Source organism: Rhodococcus sp. 008 (assembly GCF_001682295.1).
Classification (GTDB): domain Bacteria; phylum Actinomycetota; class Actinomycetes; order Mycobacteriales; family Mycobacteriaceae; genus Rhodococcus_F; species Rhodococcus_F qingshengii.
In genome coordinates this window covers 332,687-348,925 of sequence record NZ_CP015203.1, presented here as the reverse complement: position 1 = coordinate 348,925, position 16,239 = coordinate 332,687, and the positions used below count along the sequence as shown (strand labels likewise).

The following is a 16,239-nucleotide window of genomic DNA, read 5'->3' as shown; positions in this document are numbered from 1 at the left end:
CTACCCGAAAGAAGGAGACTCATATGACCAACTCTCAGGACGATGAGATTGTTCTGTTCCATCGAGACGGCCCCGTCGGCATCATCACCATCAATCGGCCACAAGCGCTCAATGCCGTGAACTCGGATGTTTCGGATGCGCTCGGGTCTGCGCTTCGCGACCTCGACAACGATCCTGACTTGCGTGTCGGAATCATCACCGGCGCCGGTCGTGCATTCTGCGCCGGCGCAGATCTCAAGGCGCTGTCCGCTGGAAAATCGATCATTCCCACCGAGCATCCGGAATGGGGTTTCGCTGGCATCGTGCAGCACTACGTCACCAAACCCCTCATTGCGGCGGTCAACGGTTTTGCTCTCGGCGGCGGCACCGAAATAGTCCTCGCATGTGATCTGGCAGTGATCAGTGCCGAGGCCAGCCTCGGCTTGCCTGAAGTCACGCGAGGACTCATCGCCGGTGCCGGTGGCGTTCTGCGCCTTCCCGATCAGATTCCCCCCAAGGTAGCCGCGCACGCAGTCTTCACAGGTGAGCCGATTTCTCCCGACGCTGCACTGCAATGGGGCCTGGTCAACGCGATCACATCGCCGGATGACGTGCTGCCGGAAGCTCTTCGGCTAGCTCACGCGATTGCGGCCAACGCCCCTGTGGCTGTCCGAGCAAGTAAAAGGGTCATGGCCCGGCGGCGCGAGTTCGGTTCCGACTGGGGCCCTCAACTCTGGGCGATGAACTCGGAGGAGTTCGACGCCGTTCGGTCCAGTGCCGACGCGAAGGAAGGCACCACCGCGTTTGCCGAAAAGCGCCAAGCGCACTGGGCGGGCGCGTAGTCGCCCGTCGGGTGTCAACCCTTGTGCGCACGAATATTGCCGGGCAGGAGGACGCCGCAGATTTGGTGGGGCTGATTGACATCTGAGGCGTCGGGGCGACGTCGCCGGTCGCGAAGTTCGAGCGTGCCGGCGACGTCGCCCCAGTTCGTGTCGCTTTCGGGGCCAATATTGGTCGAAGTGCTGTTCAAGCTGGCTGACATGCGGTTTTAGGGACGTTTCTTCGGTGAGCTGACCAGGCTTGGACGTGGATCGGTCGGGCAATTCGAGATGGACCCTTGTGTCGCGGGTCACGCCCTGATTGACTGACCGTGCGTACGGGTAGTTTTGATTTCGGCCGGTACGAACGGACCAATCACATCGAGAGGTGACTGATGACTTCACCCATTCACCATGTCTTCGAACCGATCTCGCACTCGACTCTGCAGGATCCCGCCCGAGTGGCGGTTCGATTCGAGAACCAGTCGTGGACATGGCAACAACTTTCAGATCGCGTGCACAGCAACGCTGCTGCGCAGTCGGCACTCGGACTGGCCGCCGGCGGCAGGGTCGCTTTCCTCGACAAAAATCATCCCGCCTGTCTCGAAACCACCCTCGCTTGCGCTTTGGTGGGAACGGTCAACGCAGTGGTGAACTTTCGTCTGGCTCCATCAGAGCTTGTATACGTCCTCAACGACAGCCAAGCCGAATTGGTTTTTGTCGGTGCGGAGTTCGTCGAAACTTTCGAGCTGATCAAGCCTGAACTACTGCATTTGCGGAAGACCATCGTGGTGGGGGGAGATGCCGACGAGTACGAAGGCTGGCTGCAGAATGCGCCAGACGTTGCCATGACACATGCGGTCTCACCGGACGACTGTTTCTTGCAGCTGTACACCTCTGGAACCACGGGATATCCCAAAGGCGCAATGTTGACCCATCGCTCCGGCACTGTCACGTTAATCGAAAAGTTAAGCGGCGAAGCATGTTTGGTTCAGGCTATTACAGGGCACCGCTGGGCCGTTCACTTTCAGGCGGCAACATCGGTCGCGGTGACTTCCTGCCAGACCGCGAACCGGTCGGCCATCTCAGCACGCCATTCGGACGCCGAGAGTCTGTGTCGGCCGGACCGGAAATGCGGTGAGATACCCGAGAAAGCGGACAGGAATCGTTGCGCGTGCCCGGGCGAGGTGAACCGTTTCATCGCCCGCTCCCGCTGTCGGGTCGGCTGATGAGAATTCTCGGCCCGGTTGTTCAAATACTTCGACCGGCGATGCTCGACCGAGGCCAGTATCTCGCGGTGGGCGACCTGGTAGCTGCCGAGTTTGTCGGTGACGATCACCCGCGGCAGATAGCGCAAGCCCTTGAGCAGCTTACGGAAGAATCGCTTGGCGGCGTTGCTATTTCGGCGTGACTGAACCAGCAGATCGAGCACGTTGCCGTGCAGGTCGACCGCGCGCCACAGATAATGTTGCCGGCCATTGATCCGGATGAAGACCTCATCGAGGTGCCATGTGTCACCGGGTTGTGGGCGTCGGCGGCGCAACTGGTTGGCATAGGCCTGCCCGAACTTGGCGCACCACCGCCGGATCGTCTCATAGCTGACCACGACACCGCGTTCGAGCATCATCTCCTCGACATCACGGAAGCTGAGCGGGAACCGGAAGTACAACCACACGCAGTGGTTGATGATCTCGACCGGGTGGCGGTGACCTTTGTACGACGGCATTGCGGTGCTCACGCCTCATTCTCCCAGCTTGCTGGGTTCAACAACGTGACAGTGCCCGCCCTCGGTCATCGAGCGAACGCCACGTGCGTTCACGCTGAGAAGCGGCGAAGGCACGAGCAGCTCAGTGAAGCAGCTTTGCGTAGTGTTTTCGCTCGGTGGGCTCGAGAATAGACCCTAGAATCAGGGCGAACTGGCGGTGGCTCTGTCAACTTAACTGAACATAATTGGGAATCAACAACATTCGATCATACTGGGGCGGATTCTGTTGATGGGAAACCAGGTTCAGGCGGCGGGTACGCCGGTGACGTCGTTCCAGGTGGCGAATCGGTCGGTCATTTCGGAGCGGTAATCGCTCGCGGTGAGCTTGTGTCGGCCGGGTCGGAAGTGCGGCGAGATCGCGCTGAACACCGCCAGGAGCCGTTGTGCGGCACCAGGTGAGCGGAAGAACTTCATGGCGCGTTCGCGCTGTCTGGTGGGTTGGTGCGAGTTCTCGGCCCGGTTGTTGAGGTACTTCGAGCGCCGGTGTTCGACCGATGGTATCAACTCCCGATGCGCCACAACGTAACTGGCGAGCTTGTCGGTCACCAGCACCCTCGGCGCCCGGGCCTGCTTGCGCATCAGCACGGACGAAGAAGCGTTTCGCTGCCTTCGCATTGCGTCGTGACTGGACTAGGACGTCGAGGACGTTGCCGTCTTGATCGACCGCCCGCCACGAGTAGTGTCGGATGCCTCCGATCTTGACGAACACCTCGTCCAGAAACCATGTATCGCCAGGTTCGGGAGCGCGTCGGCGCAGGCCACGCGCGTATTCGGGTCCGAACTTCGCGCACCACGTGCGGATCGTCTCGTGCGCGACGATGCCGCGGGCTAGCATCAACTCCTCGACGTCGCGAAAGCTCAAGGTGAACCTGTAGTACAGCCACACGCAGTGCGCGATGATCTCCGCAGGATAGCGGTGCCGTTTGTATGGCGACCGCGCCGAATCCACCCGTGTCTCGTCTTCACGACTCATCCGGTGATCATCCCTGACTCACGGCCCAGTTAAGTTGACAGAGCCGTGGAGACGGAGATGATCGAAGCGGGCACGCACAGCGGCGGGGACGTCGAGGTCGGCGGCTACTCGGGTGAGGAGCCCTTCGGCGATGTCGCGGAGTTGGTGTTGGTTTGTTGGGAGCGCCAGACGAGGGCATCGAAGGCGCGGTCGGCGGGATGCGGTAGATGAGCAGGAGCATGCCTTTGGCCTGTTCGATCGCGCCGCGGGAGACGGTGGTGTCGACGGTGTCGGTGATGTCGATGTAGAAGCCGGAGCTGCCGACGATGTCGCCGTGTTCGAGGAGGCGATCGCCGACGACGACCGAGCGGGTGATTTGGTGGGTGTCGATGATGCGGTGGCGGCTGCTGAACGCTCCGCCGGAGGTCGGATCGTGTGCAAGGTGTGGGGGACGTGGGCTCTGTCGTCGGGGTGTTTGTGGGAGAGAAGCAGTTCGGTGGTCGGTGTGACGGCGGCGGGGTCGTATCCTTGCATGCGGGCTACGGTGTCGGACCATTCCCATCGGTCGCCGTGGCGGTGCCCGCCGACACCGACTGACCGCGCCCGAGTGGCGCACTGAGATGGCCGACCGATTCGCGGTCTGGCAGGAAGTTCGGTCAGCGCTGCGTGATTTCTTCGTGGGTAATCCTCACATGAAACTGAGGCCGCAAGCCGTGCTGTCTCGCGGCCTCAGTTCGTGAGACTGTGCTCAGTGGCCGATCGCGGGAATGTACAAAGTCAGGAAGCTGTGAGGCCGCCGTCGATCACGTGTTCCATTCCGCTGATGTATGAAGAATCGTCGGATGCCAAGAACAAGACCAGGCTCGACACTTCGTCAGGCTCGGCCATGCGCCGGATCGGAACGGTTGACGCGATACCTCCGCCGTCGGAATCCGTGGCGGCTGCCATCATTGGGGTCTTGATGTATCCCGGGTGAACCGAGTTGACCCGGATTTGTTCAGGCCCGAACTGGACTGCCACCTGCTTGGTCATGCCACGCGAAGCGAATTTGCTTCCCACATAGCCGATATTGGGGGCACCGACAATTGCCACCATTCCCGCGGTGGACGATATGTTGACGATCGCACCTCCGCCTACCTTTCGCATGGAGGGAATGACGGCTTTCATGCCCCACACCTGAGAATGTTGGTTCACCGCGACGACCTGTAGATACGCTTCCGGGTCGATTTCGACGACGTCCTCAATGGGGCCGATGATGCCCGCGTTGTTCACCAGGATGTTGACCGGGCCGTATATCGCCTCGGTCTCGGCGACGACGTCTCGCCACTGCTCGAGAGACGTGACGTCATGTTCGATGAAGTGGCATCCATCGCCGATCTGGTCGGCGAGTTCGCGTCCGCCCTCCGCGTTGATGTCGGTAAAGACCACGCGAGCCCCTTCGGCGACGAAGCGGCGTACGTGGGCGGCCCCCATTCCCTGTGCGGCCCCCGTGATGATGGCGACTCTGCCGTCAAGTTTTCCCATGTCCTGGACTCTCTCTCGTTGCCGTGTTTGTCGGATCCCCTGGAGCGAATAGTGGTATTCGCTGTGTGGGCTTGCTTTTTCTATTGTGGTACTCAGTACCACTATTGTATCGGTTTTCTCGAAATTGTGATTTGCTCCATCGGCTCGTAGGTTCGTCCGATGGCGACGGAACGAGGACAGGTAGGTCGTCCACGCGCTGCATCCAAAGCTGATGTCGAGGAGATTGCACTCGCGTTGATGCTCGAGCGCGGCTACGAGAGCGTCAGTGTGGAGGAGATCGCGGCGGCCTCGGCAATAAGCAGGACGACGTACTTCCGGTACTTCGGTTCGAAACCGGGGGTGGTGTGGGGGTCTTTCGATGCCACGATCGAGCGGCTTGACCAAGAGTTGGCGGTACGCGCGGCGAGTGGTGTCCTCGGTGGTGTTCGCAGAGCTGTTGTGGAGTCGACGCGTGCTGCGGTGTACGACAGCGATGTGTGGCTGGAACGCTTTCGCCTTCTCGACACCAGTCCGGAGTTACAAGCCGGTACTTATCTACACTGGGAGCAATGGAAGCGGCCGGTAGCGGCGTTCGTCGCAGCGCGGATGGGTACGGAAGCCGGCGATCGTGTGCCCATGGCAATTGCGGCCACGTGTCAGGCCGTTTTCGTATCCGCATTGCGAGACTGGAGGAACAGTGATGACAAACGAGACGATTTGCTCGCTCGCCTCGACGACGGTCTGTGCGAGCTGCTCGCCCTGTTCGAGGGCGTGGTAACGCAACGATAGATGCGGGTTGGCCTAATGCTGCTGCAATCGGTTGTCCCCCGAACCAATTCGCCGCGAATCGGCTCAGTGCCCTCGCACCTTTAGCGCTATGCGGTCTCAGGCCGCGTCACGAAGCGTGTGCGGCCCTCGGAGTAGCAGTAGCAAAGGTCAACGACCTGCCCACCGCGGCGGACGCTTCTCCATGTAAGCCCGGCGTCCTTCTTTCACGTCATCACTGCGTGCATAGGCCTCTATGGCCTCGTGTCTGGTGGACAACGCAATCTCCAGTGGATGGTTCGCTCGCGAGAGAACGGCCTGCTTGGCGGCTTGTTGAGCGAGAGGTGAGGCGGCAGTTAGTCGTTCGGCCCACAAGCGTCCTGCCTCTGGCAAGTCTCGACGCGGGACGACCTCGTTGACGAGTCCGAAATGAAGTGCGCGGTCGGCGGGGAGTTGCTCGCCGGTGAGGATCATTGCCATCGCAATCCGGTGTGGGAGTTGGCGGACGGCTCGGTGGACCATGCCGGCTTCGCCGATGATGCCGGAACGTACTTCCGGCAACCCGAAGCTGGCATCGTCGGCAGCGACGATGATGTCGGCGCACATCGCCAGTTCGAATCCGCCCCCGAGGACGTACCCGTGGACGAGCGCCACAAGCGGTTTGCGTAGTTGCCGCAGCGGACCTCCTATTCCGGTGAGCCCGCCTCCGAGCCCGATGCGAGCTGGTGCGACGTCGGTGCCGGCGCTGATGTCGCCGCCAGAGCAGAACGCACGGTCACCAGCGCCGGTAAGGACGGCGGCCCATATCTCGGGGTCCGAATCGATTTCTTCCCACCGCCGAGCCAATTGTTCGTCGACGGCGGTGTTGATCGCATTCAGTTTGCTCGGCCGATTCAGAATGACATGGGCGATGTGGTTGTTGACGGAGTACAGTAGTTCGTCGCTCATCGAATCTTTCCTGTTCACTGCATTGTCGTAGTCGACGACCACGTGAACGCAGGCGCAGGCTCAGGCGCACCCGTGAGTGCCATGGACCTCGATGTCATCACGCAACATTGGCCTTGCGGGTGTGGTCGTCCGGCGCGGTGTGCCGCGGGGCTGAACCAAGAATGCCGGGCATTCGTCGAGCGGGGGCTACATGGATCAGCGTCTCGAGCGCCCTGCGGCCTCCCGCCATTCCTCGTCTCGTTCAGGCCAGTTCGGCGCAGAGTGCAAACCGAAGGTCACCCGACCTGCCAGGCACTGATCTGCGGCGGGTTGACCTTTCGATCGACGAGCGGCGAGGACTCCAGGCTCCCGTCGCTCATCGCTTGTCCGAGCGAAGCCATTGTCGCGACGACGTCATCGTTGTCCAACTCGTAGATGGTCAGACGACGCCGGACAGCCTCCGCCGTCAGGGATTCACCGGACGTTGGGAGTTCGATGTAACGCGTGCCACGTACCACGCCCGCGACTCGGGCGACCACTTGAGGAATGTGCACCGTGTCGTACCAGCGGTCGAATTCGTTCTCGGCTGCGCGGGAGGCCGGGCTGGTGTGCACGAACAGTGAGCTACTCATGCCAGAGACTCCCTAGTTCGCTGCGCAGCTGTCGCTTCAGTACCTTGCCATAGGCGTTGGTCGGTAAATCATCGACCCAGATGACTCGTTTCGGCATTTTGTATCCGGCGAGCCGCGGGCGACAGAATGCCTGCACGGCTTCGGCCGATGGGTCGACTCCGTCTGCGGCCACGAGGATCGCGGTCACCTCTTCACCCCAAATGCGGTGCGGCAGACCGATGACGGCTGCTCGCGCCACTCCCGGTGCGTCGATGAGTACTTCTTCGACCTCACGGGCGTAGACGTTCGACCCGCCGGTGACGATCATGTCCTTGACTCGATCGACGAGAAAGAGGTAACCGTCACTGTCGAGTCGGCCCATGTCACCGGTATGCAGCCAGCCCTGATCGAGGGTCTTGGCGGTTTCCTCGGGCCGGTTCCAGTATCCGAGCATCACCTGGGGTGCTTTGCCCCAGATTTCGCCGACCTCACCAACAGGCACGTTCTTGCCTTCGGGGTCCACCACCCGGATTTCGCGGCCCGGGATGAGCCGACCAGCCGACTTCGCGAGCACGTGCTCGTCCGTGTCTGCACGGCGGTGGTCGTCGGCGCCGAGGGAAGTCAGGAACATAGGCGCCTCCATCTGCGCGAAGGACTGCACCAGTCGCGCGTCGAAGCGTTCGGTTGCTTCGCGGAACGTCGGAACGTCGATGGGGGACCCGGCGTAGTAGATCCATCGGAATTTTTCGGCTGGGGCCCAATCGGTAGGCAATGCGTCGAGCAGCATCCGGATCATGGACGGAACCAGGAACATTCCCTCAGCGTCTCCGTCGCGAATGAGCGCTGCAGTCTGATCGGCGTTGAAGTTTCGAACCAGTAGATTGATGCCGGCATGTCGTAGCGTGGGAAGTAATAGGAACCCAGCACCATGAGTGAGGGGTGCCGGATGCATCACCGAAATTCCATCTTCGAAGTCGAGCAGTTCGACGCACGTGTCGCTGACGCTGTTCCATGCCCCATGACTGAGCATGACCGCCTTCGGCGCGCCGGTAGTGCCGCTGGTGTACATGAGCGAGCACAGGTCCCTCGCATCCTGCACGTGCGGCGCGATGAACGACTCACGAGAAATACTGTCGAGCGTCGGGACGCCGTCGGTTTCACCGGTCACATCCACAACCCGCGGCAGTGTGATCGATGTGTCCGCTCGGAGAGCCTCGAGGAACGTGGGCTCGGTGACGAGGAGAGTGGCCCCGGCGTCCTTCAGCATGTAGTCGAAGTCGCCGATCGTGAGCCGGGTGTTGAGGGGTACCACGACGGCACCGGCGGTGAGGGCGCCCATGAAGGCGACCACGTAGTCGCAAGAGTTGTGCAGAAGCAGGGCCACGCGGTCACCCGGGCGTAGCCCCTCCTCGACCAGCCCCGCCGCGAGTTGTCCGGCTGCGTCTCGCAGCGCGGCGTACGTCAACTCGCATCCAGCGGTGAGGTCGCGCACGGCGACGCTGTCAGGTGCGAGAGCTGCTGTCTCCCAAAGGGTCACGGCGATGTTGGCGTTGGGTCTGGTCATGAGATGGTCCGTTCTGCCTGGATTGTCCGCCGAGCCGCCCGCGCGAGTCCGCGGGCGGCCTTCGGTGAGGACGAGAGGGGCTCAGAGGTCGAGTGCTGCCAGCGCCTCGTGAGTGAGGCCGTATCCGAGGTTGTCGTGCATGAGTTTCTTGAGCGGCCGAGTGAGTATCGAACGTGCATAGCGCCGCGCCATCATCGGCTTGGCCGCGATGCCGGCTGCCAATTCGCGGGCCCGGGAGAGCACCTGGTCCGCGGGGAGCACCTCGTTGACAACGCCGTAGTCCAGGGCTTGCTGGGCGTTCAACTCCTGGCCTGTCAGTAGGAAGTATTTTCCGCGGGTGTCGCCGAGCGCGTGGGTCCAGGCGATGTGGGCGCCGTCGCCGGGAACAATGCCCGAGGCGAAGTGGGGCGAATCCGAGAACTTGACTGTCTCCGAGGCGATGATGATGTCGTTGATGATCACGATCTCGGGGTGCACCAGCGCGGGACCGTTGATGGCGGAGATGACCGGTACTTGGATCGCCAACAGGTTGTTGAGCAGTCGCTGGCCCTCGAAGATGATCTCGGCCCAGTCATGGGGTGTGCCGAGGTTGAAGGTGGAGAAGTCGATGTCGGGGCAGAATGCGTCGCCGGCTCCGGTGAGGATGACGACGGCATTGTCGGGATCGCACGAGATCTGCTCGAACGCGTAGGCCAATTCGTCGTGAGCCGTGGTGGTCCAGACGAGTGGGGCCCCGTCGGTATGCAGGGTTACCTCGAGGACCCCGTTGTCGGATCGTTCGAGGTGGATGTTCTCGAATCGGTTCTGGTAGTCCGCGAAGAGCGGTGCGATGCGGCGGGCCATGGTGGGTTCCTCTCGACGAATCCTGGTGCTCCGCCACGATCGTGGCGCTGACAGGTGGCGGCGTGACCGCCGACATACAGGATCGTGGCATGCAAACAAACGATTGTCTAGAGCGGCTCTAGCCGTTTGCGCCAGCTCCGTCTACAGTGATGAAACAAACGATCGTTCGTAGATGGGATGTGGGTCGCAATGGATTTTCGTCATACCGACGAGCAGCGGGCATGGAAAGAGATGCTTCACTCCTTCATGGAGAAGGAGGTGGGTCGCGAGTACACCCGCGAACACGACGAGAACCGTCAGTTCCCGGATGAGGCATACAAGAAGATCGCAGATCAGGGGTGGTTAGGTCTCCTTGTCCCCGAAGAACTCGGGGGCCTTTCGGCGGACCCGGTGTTCTACGCGATCTTCTGCGAGGCAATGGCTAAGTACAGCCTCGACACGGCTGCGTGTGTCATGACTTCGATGTTCACCGCCACCAACATCGTCCGTCACGGCTCCGATGCTCAAAAGGCGGAGCACCTGCCCCCCTACCTCGCTGGGGAGCGCAAGTTCAGCGTCTCGATCAGCGAACCGGAAGCAGGTTCCGATGCGGCCGCAGTGAAGACCAAGGCCGTTCTCGACGGTGACGAGTGGGTACTGAACGGCAACAAGATCTGGTGTTCGGGGGCGCATCTTCCCGGTGCCGTCATCACCGTCCTGGCCAGAACGAGCGAGGACCGTCACAGGGGCATGAGCCTGATTCTGGTGCCCAACGACACTCCCGGCCTGGACATCCAGAAGATGCCCACGATCGTACGACGCAGTCTGGGCACCACCGAGTACTTCATGACAGACGTCCGAGTGCCGAAGGAGAACATCCTCGGCGAGCCCGGGCAAGGCTGGGAGTTCATCAACGGGCACCTCGAGTACGAGCGCCTCGGCCTTGCTGCCTCCTACGTCGGCAATGCACGGACGGCCCTCGACGACACGATCGCATACACCAAGCAGCGCACACAGTTCGGACGGTCTCTGTCGTCCTTCCAGGTGCTCAAGCACCGCATGGCCGAGAACGAGTGCGAGCTGCAGGCGGCACGGCTTCTCGTCTATCAGGCGGCCACCAAGATGGCCCGCGGCGAACGCGCCGTGCAAGAGGTTTCGATGGCCAAGGTGTTCGCCGCCGACGTGGCGTACAAGATCGCCTTCAACGGAATGCAGGCGCTGGGTGGCTACTCCCAACTCCCCGAGTACGACATGGAGCGATACTTCCGCGAGGCCAAGCACGGCATGGTCGGCGGCGGTGCCAACGAGATTCAACGCACCATCATCGCCCGGGAGATGGGCTTGTGACCTGGCAGGACGCCGTGGGAGATCGCGCCTTCGAAGATTTCGAACTGGGCGAGACCGTGGAGTCGGCCGGTCGGACGGTCGAGATGTCCGACATCCTCCAATTCGCCGGATTGACGGGTGACAACTATCCACTTCATGTGAACGAGGAATACGCCAGGAACACGCTCTTCGGCGGTCGTATCGCACACGGACCCTTGACTTTCTCGTTCGCAGTCGGCCAGATCGCACTGACGGGCTGGTACGGAAATGCGATCCTCGCGTTGGTGGAGTGTCAGTCAATGCGGGCAACCGCACCGGTCCGTCCGGGCGACACCATTCGCGTTCGTGCGACGGTCACCGAACTCGCGGACGCCAAAAGTCCCAAAAATGGAACCCTGCACGTCGACTACGTCGTGCTCAATCAGCAGGACGAGACGGTCATGACCTTTCACTGGATCATGCTGGCTCGCCGCCGGACCCCTTTGGAGAGTAAGTGATGACAGAAACCATCGAGTACGACCTTCCTTACCCGGAGTCCGGTAGCGCGGCCGATGCCGCCTTCATCGGCATCGGGGAGCTGCCGACGGGCAAGTTCGCCGACCGCACGTTCATGGGAGCGCTCGTCGAGGTGTCGGCTCGGGCGATCATCGACGCTGGATTGGGCCCGCGTGACATCGACACGATCCTTCTGATCCCATGCCTGCACGGCGGCCGCGACCAAGCCGACCTGATCTTTTCGCGTCTCGTCGAAGAGCTCGGCCTCAACGGACGAGCCAAGAGCAGCATGATGATTCATTCGGGAGGGTCCACCAGCGACAGCGCCACCCGCGTCGCAGCTGGTCTCATTGCATCGGGGCAAGCCCGCAACGTCCTCATCGCACAGGCCGACCGCTGGGGTTCAGCCCCCGTCACCGACATGGTCGACATGCTCAGCGGATTCGGTATCCCGCGCGAATGGGAAGTTCCGGCCGGTGTCACGTTCAACGCCGTCGGCGCGTTGATCACGCAGCGCTACATGCACGCCAGCCAGTCCACTCCCGAGGAGATGGCATCGATTTGCGTCGCGCTACGCGACTGGGCGCGCCTGAATCCGAACGCAATGTTCAAGGACAAGGAACTGACGGTCGAGAGGGTTCTCTCGTCCAAGATGATCGCCGACCCGATCCACGCCATGGAGTGCCCGATGCTGGCGGACGGAGCGGTGGCGTTGGTGATGACCAGTGCAACCGAGGCGCGTCGCACCAAGGACGCGTGGGTACGCATCGCCGGCTCCGGCGGCACCGTCTCGCACTACAGCCTCGGACAGGAAACGGATCTCGCTGTGATGAACTGGCCACGCGCCAGCCGCGAGGCCTACGAGCAGGCCGGGTGGGGCCCTGAGGATGTCGACATCGCGCAGGTCTACGACTCTTACGCTGCCGTGCTGGCACAGGGGCTCGAAGGGCTCGGCCTCGCCCCCGTCGGTGAGGCTGCTCGACAATTCGCCGCAGGAAAGTTCTCCCCGGGTGGTGCGTTGCCGACCAACACCAACGGCGGTCTTCTCTCGGCCGGGCACACCGGCGTCGGCGGTGGAACAGCGCTTCTTGCCGAAGGGGTTCGACAGCTCCTCTGGCACGCCGAAGGTCCGCGTCAGGTCGAAGGCGCCACGCGCGCGGCGATCGGGGGGACCGGCGGCACATACATGGACAGCCAAGTGATGCTCCTCGAGAGGGTGACCCGATGACCAACGAACCGATCATGCACGACCTGACCGTCGACTACTACGCGAGTCTGGCCGACGGTCGCCTGACTGTGCAGCAGTGCGGTGACTGCGGACACAAGATCATGTACCCGCGGTACCGGTGCACCAGTTGCTTCTCCTCCAATCTCGATTGGGCGAACGACACGGGCGAGGGCATCCTGCACAGCTTCACGATCCAAAGGCTGGGAGCTCCCACCGATTTCGGGGCCGACGGGCCCTACGCCATCGGGATCGTCAAGCTGGACTCCGGGCCGCAGATGCTCGGCAGACTCTGGCCGAACGAGGACGGGACGTGGGATCACTACAGATGCGATGATCGGGTCGTGTTCAAGTCGGCCGACTCCGACGAGATCGCGCAGCATCCGGCGGCGTGGTTCGTCACGGCGCCGGCATGAGCGCTGACGCCGCGCGTACCGACCTCGAGACCTGCTACTACGAGCGGGTCGTCGACGGCGTTGTCGTCCTGACGCTGAACCGTCCGGACCGCGGCAACGGCGTTGTACCCGAGTTGGCCCGCGATCTGCTGACCGTCCTCGAGACACTCGAACCGGATCACTCGGTCCGAGCCGTCGTTCTGACAGGGGCTGGCAAGCAGTTCTCGGCCGGCGCCGACCTGATCGCCATGCGCGACTATCTGCGCGATGAACTCCCCGTCACGAAGGAGCCGTACAACGCCCGAGTCCTGCACCCGATCACACAGCGTCTGACGACATCGCGGCTCATCTTCATCGCGGCCATCAACGGTGGAGCTACGGCAGGTGGCCTCGACTTCGCGCTGGCCTGCGACATACGGGTGGCATCGGAGCGCGCCAAGCTGGGGGAGACCTACATCAACATGGGTCTCGCTCCGGGCAACGGGGGCTCGTGGTTCCTGCCCAAGCTCGTCGGCTCGGGCATGGCAGCCGAGCTGGCTCTCACTGGTGAGGTCGTGGACGCCGATCGCGCCCTGGAGATCGGCCTGGTCGGACGCGTCGTTCCGCACGAGGACCTCATCCCGGTGGCGATCCGCGTCGCCGCGCAGGTAGCCGGCAAACCGTGGCGCGCCCTCGACGCGACCAAGCAGGCGCTGCGTGCGTCCTGGCAAGCAGATTTGACGTCCTCGATGGCGACGAGCTTCTGGACGACGTCGGCTCTGCACCACACGGACGATCTGCACGAGGCGGTCGACGCGTTCGTGGAGAAACGCACGCCGGTCTTCAACAAGGATGTGGCACAAGGCAGTTGAGTTACACGGGCACTGCGACATAGGGGCTGCTTCCGCGTGGGAAGCAGCCCTTCGTCATGTCGAGAGGGATGGCTCTCAACGCTTGACGAATGTGATGCCGGACACTAACCTCGATAAAACAACCACTTGTTTTTTTGACCCGCACGGCTGATAGGCCGCTGTAATCACGATGAAGGGAATTCCTATGACCGGACGCCTGGCAGACAAGGTCGCGATCGTCACCGGCGCAGGTTCGGGGATCGGCGCAGCAACGGCGCGTCGATTCCACGAGGAAGGCGCCAAGGTAGTGCTCGCCGACATCTCCGGCGCGCAGGACGTTCTGGCCAAGGAACTCGGCGACGGCGCCCTTGGCGTGTCCACGGACGTGACCAGCGGTGAGAGCGTCCGAGCAGTCGTCGCCGCGGCGGTCGACACATTCGGCAAGCTGGACATCCTCTACAACAACGCCGGCATCGACGGCGAAATCGCGATGGTGGGCGACATGAGCGAGGAGGCTTGGGACAAGGTGCAGGCCATCAACCTGCGAGGGGTGTTCCTGGGCATCCACCACGCCATTCCCGAGATGCTGAAGGGTGGCGGTGGGTCGATCATCAACACCGCTTCCATGGCCGCCACGGTCGCGTTTCCGTCCATGGCCAGCTACTGCGCCGCCAAGGGAGGCGTCATCATGCTGACCAAAACCGCCGCTGCCGAGTACGCAGCGCAGGGCATCAGGGTCAACACGATCAGTCCCGGCACCATCCAGACCGCCATCACCGACAGCCTCCCGCAGGACATGATCAAGGCCATCATCGGCCGCAACCCTGTCGGCCGTATCGCCGACCCGAGTGAAGTCGCCTCCCTCGCAGTATTTCTGGCCAGTGACGAGTCGAGCTTCATCACGGGCGCAGACCACCTCATCGACGGTGGATACACGCTCCTCTGACCACCGCCGTGAACCCCACCTCGTCCGACCCCACCGACTTCGCACACATTCGAAATGAGGGCACAGCATGACTTCTGATATTCAGGCACGTTCCTACACGGCGCCTACCCGGGCCGATATCGACGAGTCGATCCGCAAGTACGGGCGCGATATCTACAACGACTTCGATCTGGACGACCCGGCGTTCAACGACAAGCATGTCGACATCATCGACGACCTGGTTGCCAAATGCCCTGTAGCGCACAGCAAGGTCGGCAGCGGCTACTATCTCGTGTCGCAAAATCAGCTCGTGCGCGAGGTGGGACAGAACTGGAAGACGTTCTCGGCAGCCGGTGGGTACATGCCGAATCGCCCGGACGGACTGCCGTTCCTGTACCCGGAAGAGTCGGACCCGCCTTTGCATACGGCGTGGCGCCAGGCGCTGAACCCGTTCATGGGACCCGGGGCTATCGCGGAGTACGAGACAACGATCCGTGAGGACGCGAACACCCTCATCGACGCGTTCATCGAGAAGGGCGAGTGCGAATTCGTCAGCGAGTTCGCTGCGCTCCTTCCGGGCTGGGCATTCTTCAAGAACGTTCTCGGCGTCCCTGTCGAGGACCTCGACAAGCTTGTCGACGGGGTCGAGCAGGGGACGTTCGCTGCTGATCTCGAAGAGCGTGGCGCCAAGTTCGCCTTCGTGTTCGAGTACCTCGGCAAGTACCTCAAGGAACGGTCCGAGCAGCCACCGCGCGGCGACATGGTCGACATGATCGCTGCCGGTGTGCAGTACGAGGACGGAACGGAGTCGTCCTGGGAAGATCGCGTCTCGGTCCTGGTGGACATGACGTTCGGTGGCATCGCGACCTCCACCTATGTGATGGCGTCGGCGATCAACTGGCTCGCAGCGAACCCGGAGGCCCGTCAGCTCCTGATCGACGATCCCGACACCTACATTCCCCGCGCCATCGAGGAGTTCGCCCGCGTGTTCGCACCGGTCGTGGCACTCGGTCGCACCTGCACCAGGGACGTGGAGCTGGGCGGTCAGCAGTTGGAAAAGGGCGATTTCGTGATGATGGTCTACGCGGGCGCATCACGTGACCCGGAGGTCGTCGAAGACCCGAAGACAATTGACATCACGCGCGAAACTGTGCTGCATTCTGCCTTCGGAGTCGGTATCCATCGCTGCATCGGATCGAACTTGGCTCGTCTCGAGCTTCGTGCGACGTTCGAGGAGTGGCTGCGACGCGTTCCCGAGTACACCGTCGTCGAGCCACCCGTCTACATGACCGGCTACCTGCGGTCGATGCGCACGCTGAAGCTGAAGTTCTGAATCT

At 62.2% G+C, this 16,239-nt stretch carries 16 protein-coding genes and 2 pseudogenes; 11 read left to right on the top strand and 7 right to left on the bottom strand.

Annotation, left to right across the window (positions count from 1 at the left end; all coding sequences use genetic code 11):
* Nucleotides 1–23: 23 nt before the first annotated feature.
* Nucleotides 24–821, top strand: a complete 798-nt coding sequence (locus AOT96_RS32020) for a crotonase/enoyl-CoA hydratase family protein (protein ID WP_058227894.1) — start codon at nt 24–26, stop codon at nt 819–821.
* A 371-nt stretch (nt 822–1,192) separates the two neighbouring features.
* Nucleotides 1,193–1,732 (top strand): annotated as a pseudogene (locus AOT96_RS35040) (AMP-binding protein); the annotation flags it as partial.
* A 92-nt stretch (nt 1,733–1,824) separates the two neighbouring features.
* Here AOT96_RS35040 and AOT96_RS32010 read toward each other — a convergent pair.
* The gene (locus AOT96_RS32010; RefSeq protein ID WP_141695805.1) at nt 1,825–2,523 is read right to left on the bottom strand and encodes an IS6 family transposase; all 699 of its coding nucleotides are present in this window, start codon (nt 2,521–2,523) and stop codon (nt 1,825–1,827) included.
* Nucleotides 2,524–2,805: 282 nt separating this feature from the next.
* A pseudogene (locus AOT96_RS32005) lies at nt 2,806–3,535 on the bottom strand (IS6 family transposase).
* Between the two features lie 57 nt (nt 3,536–3,592).
* Between AOT96_RS32005 and AOT96_RS35555 the strand changes: the two are divergent.
* Nucleotides 3,593–3,745 carry a hypothetical protein gene (locus AOT96_RS35555; protein WP_156779015.1) on the top strand — a complete coding sequence of 51 codons (153 nt, stop codon included), beginning with the start codon at nt 3,593–3,595 and terminating at the stop codon, nt 3,743–3,745.
* 546 nt (nt 3,746–4,291) lie between these two features.
* Here the strand turns inward: AOT96_RS35555 and AOT96_RS31995 are convergent.
* The gene (locus tag AOT96_RS31995; protein WP_058227890.1) at nt 4,292–5,038 is read right to left on the bottom strand and encodes a glucose 1-dehydrogenase; all 747 of its coding nucleotides are present in this window, start codon (nt 5,036–5,038) and stop codon (nt 4,292–4,294) included.
* A 159-nt stretch (nt 5,039–5,197) separates the two neighbouring features.
* On the opposite strand from AOT96_RS31995, the gene AOT96_RS31990 reads away from it, so the two are divergent.
* Complete coding sequence (locus AOT96_RS31990) at nt 5,198–5,806, top strand: acyl-CoA-like ligand-binding transcription factor (protein WP_058227889.1); 609 nt, start codon at nt 5,198–5,200, stop codon at nt 5,804–5,806.
* A gap of 147 nt (nt 5,807–5,953) precedes the next feature.
* Here AOT96_RS31990 and AOT96_RS31985 read toward each other — a convergent pair whose 3' ends face one another.
* From AOT96_RS31985 to AOT96_RS31970, 4 genes are all read right to left on the bottom strand, one after another.
* Nucleotides 5,954–6,730 (bottom strand): enoyl-CoA hydratase-related protein, encoded by a 777-nt coding sequence (locus tag AOT96_RS31985; RefSeq protein ID WP_058227929.1) that lies wholly within the window; start codon nt 6,728–6,730, stop codon nt 5,954–5,956.
* Between the two features lie 275 nt (nt 6,731–7,005).
* Nucleotides 7,006–7,341 (bottom strand): hypothetical protein, encoded by a 336-nt coding sequence (locus tag AOT96_RS31980; protein WP_058227888.1) that lies wholly within the window; start codon nt 7,339–7,341, stop codon nt 7,006–7,008.
* Nucleotides 7,334–8,884, bottom strand: coding sequence for a class I adenylate-forming enzyme family protein (locus AOT96_RS31975; protein ID WP_058227887.1), 1,551 nt, complete (start codon nt 8,882–8,884; stop codon nt 7,334–7,336). The genes AOT96_RS31980 and AOT96_RS31975 overlap by 8 nt, the downstream gene beginning before the upstream one ends.
* Nucleotides 8,885–8,965: 81 nt before the next feature.
* Complete coding sequence (locus AOT96_RS31970) at nt 8,966–9,727, bottom strand: enoyl-CoA hydratase/isomerase family protein (protein ID WP_058227886.1); 762 nt, start codon at nt 9,725–9,727, stop codon at nt 8,966–8,968.
* 189 nt (nt 9,728–9,916) lie between these two features.
* On the opposite strand from AOT96_RS31970, the gene AOT96_RS31965 reads away from it, so the two are divergent.
* From AOT96_RS31965 to AOT96_RS31935, 7 genes are all read left to right on the top strand, one after another.
* Complete coding sequence (locus AOT96_RS31965; protein WP_058227928.1) at nt 9,917–11,053, top strand: acyl-CoA dehydrogenase family protein; 1,137 nt, start codon at nt 9,917–9,919, stop codon at nt 11,051–11,053.
* Entirely contained in the window at nt 11,050–11,529 is a 480-nt protein-coding gene (locus tag AOT96_RS31960; protein ID WP_058227885.1) for a MaoC family dehydratase, read from the top strand. The genes AOT96_RS31965 and AOT96_RS31960 overlap by 4 nt, the downstream gene beginning before the upstream one ends.
* Complete coding sequence (locus AOT96_RS31955) at nt 11,529–12,755, top strand: thiolase family protein (RefSeq protein ID WP_058227884.1); 1,227 nt, start codon at nt 11,529–11,531, stop codon at nt 12,753–12,755. The genes AOT96_RS31960 and AOT96_RS31955 overlap by 1 nt, the downstream gene beginning before the upstream one ends.
* Nucleotides 12,752–13,168, top strand: a complete 417-nt coding sequence (locus AOT96_RS31950; protein ID WP_174519515.1) for a Zn-ribbon domain-containing OB-fold protein — start codon at nt 12,752–12,754, stop codon at nt 13,166–13,168. Before AOT96_RS31955 ends, AOT96_RS31950 begins: the two co-directional genes overlap by 4 nt.
* On the top strand, nt 13,165–13,998 hold the full coding sequence (locus AOT96_RS31945; RefSeq protein ID WP_058227926.1) for an enoyl-CoA hydratase/isomerase family protein: 834 nt from the start codon (nt 13,165–13,167) through the stop codon (nt 13,996–13,998). Before AOT96_RS31950 ends, AOT96_RS31945 begins: the two co-directional genes overlap by 4 nt.
* 184 nt (nt 13,999–14,182) lie before the next feature.
* Nucleotides 14,183–14,923, top strand: a complete 741-nt coding sequence (locus AOT96_RS31940) for an SDR family NAD(P)-dependent oxidoreductase (protein ID WP_058227883.1) — start codon at nt 14,183–14,185, stop codon at nt 14,921–14,923.
* 67 nt (nt 14,924–14,990) lie between these two features.
* Nucleotides 14,991–16,235 carry a cytochrome P450 gene (locus AOT96_RS31935; RefSeq protein ID WP_058227882.1) on the top strand — a complete coding sequence of 415 codons (1,245 nt, stop codon included), beginning with the start codon at nt 14,991–14,993 and terminating at the stop codon, nt 16,233–16,235.
* Nucleotides 16,236–16,239: the final 4 nt, after the last annotated feature.